Source organism: Variovorax brevis (assembly GCF_030317105.1).
Classification (GTDB): Bacteria; Pseudomonadota; Gammaproteobacteria; order Burkholderiales; family Burkholderiaceae_C; genus Variovorax; species Variovorax brevis.
The window spans coordinates 274233-287878 of sequence record NZ_JASZYG010000007.1 but is presented as its reverse complement, the minus strand read 5'-3'; the positions used below and the strand labels follow the sequence as shown (position 1 = coordinate 287878).

The 13646-nt window shown below is 65.1% G+C and carries 15 protein-coding genes; 4 read left to right on the top strand and 11 right to left on the bottom strand.

From position 1 onward, the window contains the following. Window positions 1-88 precede the first annotated feature (88 nt). The 3 genes from QTI66_RS23200 (at window position 89) to mdoH (ending at window position 4520) form a co-directional block, all read left to right on the top strand. Window positions 89-688, top strand: coding sequence for a hypothetical protein (locus QTI66_RS23200; protein WP_286562300.1), 600 nt, complete (start codon window positions 89-91; stop codon window positions 686-688). Continuing rightward, window positions 689-2110 carry a sigma 54-interacting transcriptional regulator gene (locus QTI66_RS23195; protein WP_286562298.1) on the top strand — a complete coding sequence of 474 codons (1422 nt, stop codon included), beginning with the start codon at window positions 689-691 and terminating at the stop codon, window positions 2108-2110. Between the two features lie 391 nt (window positions 2111-2501). After that, on the top strand, window positions 2502-4520 hold the full coding sequence (mdoH, locus tag QTI66_RS23190; RefSeq protein WP_286562297.1) for a glucans biosynthesis glucosyltransferase MdoH: 2019 nt from the start codon (window positions 2502-2504) through the stop codon (window positions 4518-4520). 64 nt (window positions 4521-4584) lie between these two features. On the opposite strand, the gene QTI66_RS23185 is transcribed toward mdoH, so the two are convergent. The 6 genes from QTI66_RS23185 to QTI66_RS23160 form a co-directional block, all read right to left on the bottom strand. Continuing rightward, window positions 4585-5400 (bottom strand): DNA alkylation repair protein, encoded by an 816-nt coding sequence (locus tag QTI66_RS23185; RefSeq protein WP_286562295.1) that lies wholly within the window; start codon window positions 5398-5400, stop codon window positions 4585-4587. Between the two features lie 16 nt (window positions 5401-5416). After that, a complete protein-coding gene (locus tag QTI66_RS23180) occupies window positions 5417-6028 on the bottom strand; it encodes an SCO family protein (RefSeq protein WP_286562294.1) in 612 nt (203 codons plus the stop codon). Window positions 6029-6043: 15 nt separating this feature from the next. Next, complete coding sequence (cyoE, locus tag QTI66_RS23175; RefSeq protein WP_286562293.1) at window positions 6044-6949, bottom strand: heme o synthase; 906 nt, start codon at window positions 6947-6949, stop codon at window positions 6044-6046. A gap of 61 nt (window positions 6950-7010) precedes the next feature. Further along, window positions 7011-8219: a COX15/CtaA family protein gene (locus tag QTI66_RS23170; protein ID WP_286562292.1), complete on the bottom strand. Its 1209-nt coding sequence runs from the start codon at window positions 8217-8219 to the stop codon at window positions 7011-7013. A 25-nt stretch (window positions 8220-8244) separates the two neighbouring features. Next, window positions 8245-8916 (bottom strand): redox-active disulfide-containing membrane protein, encoded by a 672-nt coding sequence (locus QTI66_RS23165; RefSeq protein WP_286562291.1) that lies wholly within the window; start codon window positions 8914-8916, stop codon window positions 8245-8247. Beyond that, the gene (locus QTI66_RS23160) at window positions 8909-9730 is read right to left on the bottom strand and encodes an SURF1 family protein (RefSeq protein ID WP_286562290.1); all 822 of its coding nucleotides are present in this window, start codon (window positions 9728-9730) and stop codon (window positions 8909-8911) included. Before QTI66_RS23160 ends, QTI66_RS23165 begins: the two co-directional genes overlap by 8 nt. Before the next feature lie 54 nt (window positions 9731-9784). On the opposite strand from QTI66_RS23160, the gene QTI66_RS23155 reads away from it, so the two are divergent. After that, window positions 9785-10006: a twin transmembrane helix small protein gene (locus QTI66_RS23155; RefSeq protein ID WP_286562289.1), complete on the top strand. Its 222-nt coding sequence runs from the start codon at window positions 9785-9787 to the stop codon at window positions 10004-10006. Window positions 10007-10077: 71 nt separating this feature from the next. Here the strand turns inward: QTI66_RS23155 and QTI66_RS23150 are convergent, their stop codons facing one another. The 5 genes from QTI66_RS23150 to ctaD all read right to left on the bottom strand — a co-directional run bounded on the left by QTI66_RS23150 (window position 10078) and on the right by ctaD (window position 13639). Continuing rightward, on the bottom strand, window positions 10078-10959 hold the full coding sequence (locus QTI66_RS23150; RefSeq protein WP_286562288.1) for a cytochrome c oxidase subunit 3: 882 nt from the start codon (window positions 10957-10959) through the stop codon (window positions 10078-10080). 61 nt (window positions 10960-11020) lie between these two features. Then, entirely contained in the window at window positions 11021-11242 is a 222-nt protein-coding gene (locus QTI66_RS23145) for a DUF2970 domain-containing protein (protein WP_286562489.1), read from the bottom strand. Next, window positions 11242-11862 carry a cytochrome c oxidase assembly protein gene (locus QTI66_RS23140; RefSeq protein WP_286562287.1) on the bottom strand — a complete coding sequence of 207 codons (621 nt, stop codon included), beginning with the start codon at window positions 11860-11862 and terminating at the stop codon, window positions 11242-11244. The genes QTI66_RS23145 and QTI66_RS23140 overlap by 1 nt, the downstream gene beginning before the upstream one ends. Before the next feature lie 20 nt (window positions 11863-11882). Beyond that, window positions 11883-11993 carry a cytochrome oxidase small assembly protein gene (locus QTI66_RS23135; protein ID WP_286562286.1) on the bottom strand — a complete coding sequence of 37 codons (111 nt, stop codon included), beginning with the start codon at window positions 11991-11993 and terminating at the stop codon, window positions 11883-11885. 14 nt (window positions 11994-12007) lie between these two features. Beyond that, window positions 12008-13639: a cytochrome c oxidase subunit I gene (ctaD, locus tag QTI66_RS23130; RefSeq protein ID WP_286562284.1), complete on the bottom strand. Its 1632-nt coding sequence runs from the start codon at window positions 13637-13639 to the stop codon at window positions 12008-12010. Window positions 13640-13646 lie beyond the last annotated feature (7 nt).

Genomic DNA, 13646 nt, shown 5'->3' with positions numbered 1-13646 from the left:
CGTCCCCCTCACGCGCCCCCGATTTCCTTTGTCAATGTTTTTATCCCCTGTTCGCAGAACCGCCTTCGTCTGGGTCGTGGCCACGTCCGTGCTGCTTGTCGCCTGCAGCAGTGCGCCCATCACGCGGCCTGTCGTGCAGCCGCCGCCACCGCCGCCCGTCGTGCCGGCCACGCCGCGCGTGGTTCCCGTCGAAGCGGAACCCACCGCGCCGGCAACGCAGCCTGCCCTGCAGTTCATGGCGGCAACGGCCGGCCCGGTGGCTGCCGTGCTGGCCTATGCCGACAAGGTTCGCCCCTTGGGCCCGCCTGAAATCAACGCCGAGATCAGCCGCATTGGCGAGCCCGGGGAAATTCCCCTGATCCAGATGCAGCTTGCGCTTGCACTCGCGCAGACGAAGCAAACCGCCGATCTGGCCCGCGCCGCCGGCCTGATGCAGCGTGTGGCCACCAGCCAGTCGCCGGACGCGCAGCCCCTGCAGCCACTGGCCCGCACGCTCGCGACGCGCTACGCCGAACAACGCCGCGTCGAAGACGAGCGCGACAAGCAAGCGCAACAGTTGCGCGACAGCGCCCGGCGCATCGACCAGCTCAACGACCGCATCGAAGCCCTGCGCGCCATCGAACGCAGCTTTACGCGGCCGAGCAATCCCTCACCCGTACCGGCCGCTCCGGCGGCGAATGGCAAATAAATGACGATGAGCGAAACGCCCCAAAGCGTTCGCGGCGCCCGCCTGCTGGTGGTCGACGACGATCCCGACATGCTGCGCCTGCTGTCGATGCGACTGACCGGGGCGGGCTACCACGTCACGGCCGTCACTTCCGCAGAATCGGCCCTCACGCAACTGGAAATCGAGCACCCGCAGCTGGTGCTCAGCGACGTTCGGCTGCCTGGACGCGACGGCCTCGCCTTGTTCGACGAAATCCGCCAGCGCCACCCCACGCTGCCGGTCATCTTGCTGACCGCCCACGGAACGATTCCCGATGCCGTCGAAGCCACGGCCCGCGGGGTGTTCACCTACCTGACCAAACCCTACGACGCCCGCGAGCTGCTCGACAAGATTGCCCAGGCCTTGGCGCTGGCCGCACCCGCGAGCACGCCGAGCAAGGGCGTCGACGAAAGCTGGCGCGCCGAAATCGTCAGCCGCAGCAATCGCATGGCCGAACTGCTGGCCGAGGCGCGCATGGTCGCCAAATCCGACGCCAGCGTGCTGCTGCGCGGAGACAGCGGCGCCGGCAAGGAGTTGCTGGCGCGCGCCATCCACCGTGCCAGCGCGCGGGCCGACAAGCCCTTTGTCGCCGTCAACTGCGGCGCGATTCCGGAGGCGCTGCTCGAATCCGAGCTCTTCGGTCACATGAAGGGCGCCTTTACCGACGCCGTGGCCAACCACAAGGGACTTTTCCAGCAGGCCGACGGCGGCACGTTGCTGCTGGACGAAATCGGTGACATGCCGCCTGCCCTGCAGGTCAAGTTGCTGCGCGTGTTGCAGGAGCGCGCGGTGCGGCCGCTGGGCGGCAGCCAGTCGATCAACGTCGACGTTCGCATCATTTCTGCGACACATCGCGATCTGGACGCAGCGATGGAAGCCGGCCAGTTCCGCGAAGACTTGTACTACCGGCTCAACGTCGTCACGCTGAACCTGCCGCCGCTGGCGGCGCGCCGGGAAGACATTCCGCTGCTGGCCAACCACTTCCTGCACAAGCTGGCGGGCAAGTACGGCAAGCGCCTGTCGGGCTTTGCGCCCGAGGCGCTCAAGGCGCTGGCCACGGCGGCGTGGCCCGGCAACGTGCGGCAGCTCTTCAATGTGGTCGAGCAGGTGTGCGCCCTGTCCACCTCGCCCCTGATTCCCCTGGCGCTGGTGCAGCGGGCGTTGCGCGTGCCCTCGGTCGAGGTGCAGACCTATGCGCAGGCCAAGCAGCGTTTCGAGCGCGACTACCTCGTGGGCCTCTTGAAACTCACGGACGGCAACGTGGCCGACGCGGCCCGCCTTGCCGACCGCAACCGCACGGAGTTCTACCGGCTCCTGCAGAAGCATGAACTCACGCCGGGCCTCTTCAAGGCGGACGGCGGAACGGCCCCCGGCGACGGCGTCGCTGACGAGCGACAGGGTTAAATCGTTGATTTATATAGAGTAATTTTCCGGCGACCCCATGCTTGTCGTGATCCGGCGACAAAATCAGGGGGTTTGAGAGGCAAATCGGGCGAAGACCGCTTCCGACCAAGGAAAAAGCGCCGCAAGTCGTTGATTCCAAAGCGTTTTCCCAAGCTGGCACAGTGCTTGCCCCTGTAGAGGCATGACAGCACTCACAAGCCCATCCTTTGCAATGCGCGCACAGCGCGATGGCCTGCGTCAAAAGCAGTTTTCCCTCTCGCGGACCCGTTCCACGAGCCATTCACTCGGCACCCTGGAAGCTGGCAGCGGCATGGCCGCCGACAGCGTCTTCAAACGCCTTCCTGCTATCGGCGACACCCCCGTTCGCGACAAGCAACGCTGGTAAGCCGACATGAAGCCAAACGACTATTCCCAGCTTCGCGTGCTGGATGAGACCGAATTTGCCGGTCGCAGCCTGGTGCGCGAAGAACGGCACCCCAATTCGGTGACGGCACCGCCCGTCAACCGCGGGTCGATGGTGCCGCGCCCTTGGCGTGGTTTCTGGAACAGCATCGGCACGGCCGTGCTGGTCAGGCTGGGTGCCGGCGGCGGTCGAAAGGCCGTCAAGGCAACCCAAGGCACGCCGCAGGTCAAGCAACCGTGGCAACGCGCAGCGGAGCAACGCCGCTTTGCGTTCCTGATGCTCACGATCCTGAGCACGGCCATTGCCGCCACGCTGTTTGCCAGCATCCAGCCGGACTACGACAACCTCTGGCTCGAATACGGCCAGATCTCGCTGTACGCCCTCCTGTCGGGCTGGGTGGTCACGGGCTTCGTGACGGCGCTGATGGGCTTTTATGTCTCCGTTCGCGGTGACAAGCACGCGCTGTCGGCCAAGAAGGTCGCCAGCCATCCGATGAACCCGGAAGCGCGCACGGCAATCATCATGCCGATCTGCAACGAAGACGTTGCAACCGTGTTTGCCGGCCTGCGCGCAACTTGCGAATCGGTGGCCGCCACCGGCCACGCCAGGCAGTTCGATGTTTTCGTGCTGTCGGACAGCTATGACCCCGAACTCGCGGCCGCCGAACGCGCCGCCTGGGAAGGTCTTCGCACTGCGCTCGCAGAGAACGAGAACCAGCCGCAGGTCGAGGTGTACTACCGCCTGCGCACCCGCCGCACGCACCGCAAGGCCGGCAATGTGGCCGACTTCTGCCGCCGCTGGGGCAAGGACTACCGCTACATGGTGGTGCTGGACGCCGACTCCGTGATGAGCGGTGACTGCCTGACCTCGATGGTCAAGCTGATGGAAGCCAACCCCACGGCCGGCATCATCCAGACCGCGACGCAGGCCATCGGCCATGTCACGCTGCACGCCCGTGCACAGCAGTTTGCTTCCCGCGTGACGGGTCGCCTGTTCACGCTGGGCATGCAGTACTGGCAGCTTGGCGAGTCGCACTACTACGGCCACAACGCGATCATCCGCGTCGAGCCCTTCATGGAACATTGCGCGCTGGCCCCCATCAAGGGCACGGGCGGCATGTCGGGCGGCATCATGTCGCACGACTTCGTCGAAGCCGCGCTGATGCGCCGCGCCGGCTACCACGTGTGGCTGGTTGCAGACCTGGTCGGCAGCTACGAACAGCAACCGCCGGACCTGCTGGCCGAATTGCAACGCGACCGCCGCTGGTGCCAGGGCAACATGCAGAACGCGCGCCTGATGGCCGAGCCGGGCATCCACCCGGTCCACCGCGCCATGTTCGTGACGGGCACGATGGCCTACGCTTCGGCTCCCCTGTGGCTGGCGTTTCTTACGCTGGGCACGGCCCTGTGGCTTACCGGCTCCAACATGCTGGCCAGCATCGACGCCCTTCCGATGGAACTGGCCGGCCTGTGGCTGTGGACGCTGTGCCTGCTGTTCCTTCCCCGCTTCCTCGGCATCCTTGCGGTGGTGATGCGCGGCGAGCAGCGGCAATACGGCGGCATCTGGGGCATCCTGAAGAGCTCCGTGCTGGAAAGCGCCATGGCCGTCGTCCAGGCGCCGGTGCGCATGCTGGCCCACTCGCTGTTCGTGCTGGTCGCCGTCACGGGCATCAAGCTGGAATGGAAGTCGCCTCCGCGGGAAGCCGCTGCTGTGGGCTGGCGCGACGCAGCCGCCTCGCTGGCTCCGATGAGCGCCGTGATCGCCCTGCTGGCGGTTGGCATCGCCCTGATCGACGCCAGCGCGCTGATGTGGCTCATGCCGGTCGGCCTGCCCTTGCTGCTGGCCATCCCGCTGACCGTTGTCACCAGCCAGATCGGCTTGGGCATCCATCTTCGTGAACGCGGCTTCCTGCTGATTCCCGAAGAGTCGCGTTCGCCGGCGGTGCTGCGCCGTGCGTGGATGCATGCCCTGCATCTGTCGAGGCCGGGTGCGTTTGCGACGGTCTGATCGGTCGACGCTCTCCAAGCAAAAAGCCCGCGCATGCGGGCTTTTTGCTATTCGTCTTCGAAGGCTATGCGCCCTTGCGCAAGGTTCTGGAGGCCCGCCGCACGATGTAGTGCGTGGCAGCTTGGTCGCTTTCGCGCTCCCAGCGTGCGCAAAGCTGATCGACCCACTCGCCTTGCGTTTTGCTCGCATCGTTGAGCCAATTGGCCACGGAGTTCTGCACGTAGCGACTTCCGTCCGCACGCAAGGGTTCGAGCAGCGACAGCGCGCGCCACGGCTCAGCCTTGAGCGCTTCAATCTGCGCGCACCACACGCCACGCGGGCGGGTCAGTTCGCTGGCAAAGCGGCGAATGTTGGCATCGCCATCGCGCACCCACGGCTGCAGCAGCACGATGGCTTCGTCGAGTTGGCGCACTACGGCGTCGCGCACCGCCATCCACGCGAACTCGCGCACGCCGAAATGCGGGTCGGCGGCAAATCGCCGCACGGCTTCGAGTTGGCCGGCGAGTGGCAGCCCCGAAAGCGTGACCCACTGCGTCGCCCAGCAGCGCGCCACGTCGCTGGCGTGCGTGGCCAGCCGATGCGCGACGGCATCGCGTTGCGCGTGGCTTGCGGTCATGTCGTACAGCGCGCGGGCCACGTGACCGTGCCGCTGCATCGGCTTGAAGGCGCCGAGCATGGCCAGCGTGTCGACCAGCCGCTCGGCCGAGGCGTCGAGCCCGACATGCCCCGCCACGTTGCGGGCAAGCCGTGGCAGTTCCAGCGCAAGGAATTCGTTGAGATTGACGGTTTCGAGCAGCCCTTCGTTGAGGCCGTCGAGCACCTCCGGCGCAATGAGCGCGATGCGGAATGCGCCCTTGCGCGACTTGAGATGCTCCACCACCCCCGGCCCCTGCCGATCAGCCCAGCAGCGTCTTGAGATCTGACACCAGTGGCGGAACACCGGCGCCGTAGCGGGCGTAGAGGCGCAGCCGGCCTTGCGGGTCGTACACGAAGCTGGCTGCGGAATGGTCCATCGAGTAGCTCGTTGGGGTCTTGCCTTCGACCTTCTTGTAGTAGACCTTGAAGTCTTTCGCGAGCGCGACGAGCTGATCGGGCGTTGGAATGAGAGCGACGAAGGCGGGGTCGAAAGCCTCCATGTACGCCTTCATGATGGTGGGCGTGTCCCGCTCCGGATCGACCGTGACGAACAGCACCTGCAGCCTGTCGCCATCCTTGCCGAGTTGCTCCTTGACCTGCTTCATCTCGGCCATGGTCGTGGGGCACACGTCGGGGCATTGCGCGTAGCCGAAGAAGAGCACCACCGCCTTGCCCTTGAAGTCCGCCAGCGTGCGCGTCTTGCCATCGACGTCCTTCAGCGAAAAATCCTTGGCGTAATCCGCGCCGGTGATGTCGACCGCGTTGAAGTTCTGCTTCTTTTCCATGCAGCCGGAAAGGCCCAGGCCCACGGCTGATGCCCCGGCCAGCCAGCCCGTCGAGGCGAGGATCTTGAGGGCACTGCGCTTGTTCATGGATGCGGTCATGGTTCAGAAGACATAGTGGTCCACCAGCAGCGCGGCAAAAAGCACGCTCAGGTGAATCAGCGAAAAGCGGAAGGTCTTGCGCGCCAACGCGTCCGAATAGTTCCGCCACAGGGCAAATGCATAGCCGGTGAATCCGATGCTCACCCCGATGGCCACCACCAGGTAGAGCCAACCGCTCATGCCGTAGACGAACGGCATCAGGCAGGCGGCGAAGAGAATGAAGGTGTAGAGCAGCACCTGCAGCCGCGTGAACTCGTTGCCATGCGTCACGGGCAGCATCGGCAGGCCGGCCTTGCGGTAGTCCTCGACCCGGTAGAGCGCCAGCGCCCAGAAGTGCGGGGGCGTCCACAGGAAGATGATCAGGAAAAGAATGAGCGCTTCCGGATCAACGCTGCCCGTCATGGCCGCCCAGCCCAGCACCGGCGGCATGGCGCCCGATGCGCCACCGATTACGATGTTCTGCGGCGTCAGCGGCTTGAGCACCACGGTGTAGATCACCGCGTAGCCCACGAAGGTCGCGAAAGTCAGCCACATCGTGAGCGGGTTCACAGTGAACCACAGAACGGCGGAGCCCAGTGCGCAAAGGCCCGCCGAAAACAGCAAGGCCTGCGTGTCGCTCAGCTGCCCGCGCGCCGTGGGTCGCCACGCGGTGCGCTTCATCTTGGCGTCGATGCCTTTTTCGACAAGGCAGTTGAAAGCCGCGGCAGCGCCCGCCACCAGCCAGATGCCAAGGCAGGCCAACACGCCCCGCTGTACTTCGGCCAGCGTCGGCAGTCCCGGCACGGCCAGCACCATGCCGATGAAGGCGCAGAACACGATGAGTTGCACCACGCGCGGTTTGGTCAGCGCATAGAACTGGCGCAGTACGCTCGCGCTGGATGCGCTCTGCGCGGACAGGGGCGTACTCATGTCGAAACCTCACAGGCGCACAGGGCGACGCGAGTTGGCTGGGGGCGGCCCCATGTCGTGCTCATTCAAAAACCTTTCCAGCGCCGGCAGCTTGCGGCGCGCGACGGGCCTGCCGCGACGGCGCGTCGATCCGGGCGCGACGGCTTTCGCACAGCGCCCAGGTCAGCACGACGGCCAGTGCCGCAGCGCCCCCCGTGTGCAGCAGGGCGGCCGCCAGCGGCCAGCCCAGTAGAACATTGCCCAAACCCGTGACCAGCTGCATCAAGGCCAGGCCGGCGAGCCAGCGGGCCTGGGTTTTCAATGCCTCAATGCGCGCCAGCTTCCACCAGAGCAGACCAATCGACGCAAAGACGACATAAGACATCAACCGATGCACGTAGTGGATGGCCGTGAGCGCCGCGAATTCAACCGACATGCCGTTGGATCCGACGCCCAGTTCGCGCCAGATCTCGAAGCCCTGCGCGAAGTTCATGGGCGGCCACCAGCTATCCTGGCAGGTCGGGAACTGCGTACAAGCGAGCACCGCATAGTTCGTGCTGACCCAGCCACCGAGCGCGATCTGCAGCGCCAACACGGCCGCCGTCCACCACAACAGGGTGCGCAGGGATGAAGGCAAGGCCACCGGTTGCCGTGATCCGGCCGCCTGGCTGTAGAGAAGCGCCTGAACACACAGCAAGACAAGCAGGACGATGGCACCCATCAAATGCAGGGTCACGATGGCTGGATAGAGTTTCCAGGTCACCGTCAGCGCCCCGAACGCCCCCTGCAGGCAAACCCACACCAGCGTCGCTGCCGGCCACCAGGCGCTGAGCGAGGCACGACCGCCCTGCGCTGGCGGCGGTGACATGCGCTGCCGGCGGCGCACGATCCAGGTGGCGACCGCCAGTGTCACGATCAGGAAGCCCACACCCGTCGCCAGGTAGCGGTGCACCATCTCGACCCAGGCCTTGCCGTGCGTCACTGGTCCGGTCGGCTGCGCCGCCTGTGCCATCGCGATCTCGTGGCGCGCGCCCAATGGGCTGGCGTTGCCGTAGCAGCCAGGCCAATCGGGACAGCCCAGCCCGGAATCCGTCAGGCGCGTGAAGGCGCCGAACAGCGTCAGGTCGAAAGTCAGGAAGAGCGTGAGCACCGTCAGCGCCTGCAGGCGCCGCGCTGCACCGCCACCGGCATGGCGGCGCCAGATCCAGACAAGCGGGCCCAGCGCGATCAGCACCCCCGCGCCCATCATCCAGAAGATGGGTGCAAGGTCGTACAGGGGCTGCTCGTTCATCTTGATGGCCAGAGCGGGTGCACGGTCAGCGGCCTGCCTCGTCCCACGAAGCGGAGGCGCGCAGCAGGCGCTCGACGTCGCGCTTGGCCTTGGCGGCGCCCGCCGCGTCCATGCCCGCGGGAAAACGCATCATCAGGTTGCCCATCGGATCGACGACGTACATGTGGTCGTCGATGGGGTGTCCGGACGCTGCAGGGAGCCATTGCGCCAACTGCGCGGTGGGGACGCGCAGCACCGTGGCGCCTCGCAGGCCGTTGTCGAGGCGTTCGGGGACGGGCGTGCTGTCGCTCACGAACCAGACGCGATCCACGCGGTCTTTCTCGCGGCCGAGGGTTTCGCGCAACTGGCGCTGCAAGTAGAGCAATTGCTCGCAGCGTGCGTCGCAAGCGGCATTGGCCACCACCACGAGCAGCCATTGGCCCTTGAGCGAGCGCATGTCGACGGACGCTCCGTCACGTGCCGTTGCAGTCAGGGCCGGCAAGGGGCGCTGCGGGTCGATCAGTTCGCCGTACGCGCTGCGCCCTTGGGGCTGGATCACGTAATAGGTGAAATAGGAGGCGATGACCGGCGCCGCGCACATCAGCATGACCAGCAGCATCTTCCAGCGGCCGACCTTCGTGCGTTGCACGTCGCCAGCATCGAGCGACTGCGGCGACGGCATCGAATGCACCGTCAGGCCCAGGGGCTCGTCAGCCATTGCGCGCGCGGCCTGCACGGCGGAGGGGGGCAATGAATTGGAACCAGACATAGAGAATTGCGACGAGGGCCGCGAGGCCAAACCATTGAAATGCGTACCCGTAGTGCCTTTCGACACCCAGCGCCGGCGCCGGCCAGTCGCGCTGCAGACCCTGCGAAGCGGCGCCTGTTTCCTGCAAGGTGACGTCCGTGCGCAGCGGCAAACGCGTTTCGGCGCGGAACGCTTCAAGATCGAGATTTTGCCGGATGGCCGAAGACCCCGCGGCAGCGAGTGCGGAGGTCTTCGTGGCGGCGGGCGCATCCGGTGCGGATGCCGCGGGCATGGGCGCATCGGCCTTGCCCAAGTCCAGCAGGTGCGCGGGCGGCGTGGCCACCACCCCCTGCACTTCGACCAGGCCCGTCGGCGTCTCGACAGGCTTCAGGTGCGTGCGATCGGTGAAATTGCGCTGCACCCAGCCGCGCTGGATCATGACGGTCTGGTTGCTGCCCTCGAGCGCGAACGGCGTCAGCACATAGAAGCCCGGCACGCCGTGCATTTGCCGGTTGTCGAGGTAAACCGTCTGGGGCGCCAGCCAGAGGCCGCGAAGGCGCACCGGTCGGTGCAATGCTTCCGTTGGCTTTTGCAGCGCCAGGAAGGCCGCCTGGTCGAGCGCAGGCAACTTGCCCTGCGCCTCGATTTCGGCCTGCAGCGCTTCTTTCTGCGCTGCCCGGTCGAGCTGCCAGCGCCCCAGCGATACGCCGGTGGCCACCAGCGCGAACGCAGCGACCGCGTAGATCCAGCGGTGTCCTCGCCGGGCAAGCGGAACGGCAGCCATGGTGGATTCGGCGCTCACAGGACGGGACGACGCGGCAGGTCGATAATTGGTGTCATGAAATACATCGTTGCCCTGGTGTTCGTGGGCATTCTGGCCAGTTTGGGCTGGGCCCTTTTCTTCATGCTGAAGGACGGTCGCGACGGCCGCGCCAAAAGTGGAGGCATGGCGCGCGCGCTGACGGTTCGGATTGGCTTGTCGGTGATTTTGTTCCTGTGCATGCTGGTAGCCTGGAAACTCGGCTACATCCAGCCAGGGGGCCTTCCGGTCGGCAAATAGCTCGGGCCGTTGCGGTTCCATCCATGAAAAAAGCGCCTTGCGGCGCTTTTTTGTTGTGCCGTCGTGTTGCTTCAAAGCCAGTAGACCAGCATGTACAGGCCCAGCCACACCACGTCGACAAAGTGCCAGTACCAGGCCGCGCCTTCGAAACCAAAGTGCCGCTCTGCCGTGAAATGCCCCGCGCGCAGGCGCATGGTGATGAAGAACAGCATCAACATGCCGATGAACACGTGCAAGCCGTGAAAGCCGGTCAGCATGAAGAAGGTCGAGCCGTAGGTGCCTGAGCTGAGTTTGAGGTTCAACTCGGTGTAAAGGTGGTAGTACTCGTAGCCCTGCACGCACAGGAAAGTGAAGCCGAGCAGCACGGTGAGCCACATGAAGCGGATCGTTTGCGCACGGTGATTGGCGCGCAGCGCGTGGTGGGCGATGGTGATCGTCACGCCCGAGCTCAGCAGCAGCGCCGTGTTGATGGTCGGCAGCCAGAACGGTCCCACCGTCGTGAACGGCTCGACGATGTTGGCGGGCGAAGCGGTCGCGCCGGCCGCCATGGTGGGCCAGACAGCCTTGAAGTCGGGCCAGAGCAGCGCGTTGTCCAGGCTGCCCAGGGCCGGCAGCGAGTGCGTGCGCGCCCACCACAAAGCCGTGAAGAAGGCGCCGAAGAACATGACTTCCGAGAAGATGAACCAGCTCATGCTCCAGCGGTAGGACAGGTCGACCTTGTGACCGTACTGGCCGCTTTCGCTCTCACGGGCCGCCGTGCGGAACCAGACGAAGAGCGTGGAGAGCCAGAAGACCATGCCGATCAACAGCGACCACTTGCCCCAGTCATGGCCATTGATCCATTGCGCGGCGCCAAAGATCACAAGCAGCAATCCGGTCGCTGACAGGACCGGATAGGCCGAGGGGGCCGGCACGAAATAGTAGGGCGTAGTGCCGTGGGTGGTTGAACTCATATCAGCTCCTGGCTTTCTCTCTCAATCTACTTTTGTATTCTCTGCGACGGACGGTGATCTTCTAGGGCGCAACGACGAATTTCACCAGCGCAATCAGGCCGACCACCAGCAGGACGACGGCCACCAGGCCGACGCCGACGATGTGCAAAGGCGAGAGCTTTGCGATGTCTTCCCGAAAGGCGCTGTCCTTGCGCACCCCGAAGAATCCCCATCCGACGGCCTTGACGGTTCGCCACAGCGAGCCCCCGGCCGGCGTCTCTTGTTGTGTGTCCGGTGCGGCCATCACGAGCGCGGCTCCGCCGGAAGCTGGGCCGCACCCGCCGTCGGTGCCGGCGGCGTGCCTGAGCCCACCTCGAAGAAGGTGTACGACAGGGTGATGGTCTTGACGTCCTTCGACAGCTTGGGGTCGATCACGAAGGCGACCGGCCACTGCTTCTTTTCGCCCGGATCGAGCGTGTACTGGTTGAAGCAGAAGCATTCCAGCTTGTTGAAGTACGGTGCCGCCTGTTGCGGCGCATAGCTCGGGATGGCCTGCGCGGCCATGCGGCGGTTCTGCACGTTCTGGAACTCGTACACGACCGTGTTGAGTTCGCCCGGGTGCACCTGCATCGAGCGCTGCGCGGGCTTGAAGTCCCACAGCCCACGCACGTTGGAGTCGAATTCGACCGTGATGGTGCGGCTGGTGTCGACCTGCGTGTTGTTCACGCGCACGTCCCTGCCACCCTTGGCGCCACCGGGCACTTCGAGCTCCGAGAGCGCGAGGATGTTGATGCCGGTGAATTCGCAGATGGCGCGGTACATGGGCACCAGCGCATAGCCGAAGGCGAACATGCCTGCCGCCACGACGGCAAGCTTGCCGAGCATGCGGGCGTTGTTGCGTCGGGTGCGTTGAGCGATGCCCATGCTGCTTTGAATGCCGCCGGTCAGCCGCGCAGCACCACCATGCGCACCACAAAACCGACGAAGAACACCAGCGCGATGGTGGCCAGCGCGAGCCCCATGCGTCGATTGTTCTTCTTTTGCTCAGGCGTCATGGTGTGCACAAATTTCAGCCGATGACGCGGGTTGCGGTCGGGTCGAGCCTGGGCGGCGTCTCGAAAGTGTGGAACGGTGCCGGCGACGGCACTTCCCATTCGAGGCCTTCAGCACCTTCCCACGGCTTCTGCGAAGCCTTTTCACCCTTGCCCATCATGTTGGGCACCACGATGAACAGGAAGAAGTAAACCTGCGCCAGGCCGAAGGCAAACGCGCCCACGGACGCCACGGCATTGAAGTCGGCGAACTGCATCGGGTAGTCGGCATAGCGACGCGGCATGCCCGCCAGGCCCAGGAAGTGCATCGGGAAGAAGGTGACGTTGAAAGAGATCAGCGACCACCAGAAGTGCACCTTGCCGCGCGTTTCGTTGTACATCACGCCCGTCCACTTGGGCGCCCAGTAGTAGTAACCGGCGAACATCGCGTACAGCGAGCCGGCCACCAGCACGTAGTGGAAATGGGCCACGACGTAATAGGTATCTTGCAGCTGGATGTCGATGGGTGCCACCGCCAGGATCAGGCCGGTGAAGCCGCCCATGGTGAACACGAAGATGAAGCCCACGGCGAACAGCATCGGGGTCTCGAAGGTCATCGAGCCCTGCCACATGGTGGCGATCCAGTTGAAGATCTTCACGGCCGTCGGCACCGCGATCAGCATCGTCGCGTACATGAAGAAGAGCTGGCCCGTCACCGGCATGCCGGTGGTGAACATGTGGTGCGCCCACACGATGAAGGACAGGATGGCGATCGACGAGGTGGCGTACACCATCGAGGCATAGCCGAACAGGCGCTTGCGCGAGAAGGCCGGCACGATCTGGCTCACGATGCCGAAGGCCGGCAAGATCATGATGTAGACCTCGGGATGGCCGAAGAACCAGAAGATGTGCTGGTACATCACCGGGTCGCCGCCGCCGGCGGGGTTGAAGAAGCTGGTGCCGAAGTGGCGATCCGTCAGCGTCATGGTGATGGCACCGGCCAGGACGGGCATCACGGCGATCAGCAGGTAGGCGGTGATGAGCCAGGTCCAGCAGAACATCGGCATCTTCATCAGCGTCATGCCGGGGGCGCGCATGTTGAGGATGGTCACGATGATGTTGATCGAGCCCATGATGGACGAGGCGCCCATGATGTGCATCGCGAAGATGCCGGCGTCCATCGAGGGGCCCATCTGCAGCGTGAGCGGTGCGTAGAGCGTCCAGCCGGCTGCCGGTGCGCCGCCGGGCATGAAGAACGAGCCGACCAGCATCAGCGCCGCAGGAATCAGCAGCCAGAAGCTGAGGTTGTTCATGCGCGCAAAGGCCATGTCGGATGCGCCGATCTGCAGCGGGATCATCCAGTTCGCGAAGCCCACGAAGGCCGGCATGATGGCACCGAACACCATGATCAGGCCGTGCATGGTGGTGAACTGGTTGAACAGTTCGGGGTTCACCAGCTGCAGGCCGGGCTGGAACAGCTCGGCGCGAATGAGCAGCGCCAGGATGCCGCCCACCATCAGCATGGTGAAGCTGAACAGCAGGTACAGCGTGCCGATGTCCTTGTGGTTGGTCGCGAAGACCCAGCGACGCCAGCCCGTGGGGGCGTGGTGGTCGTGATGGTCGTCGTGCGCGTGGCCGGCGTGCCCGTGGTTGTCGAGGACTGCACTCATGTCGATC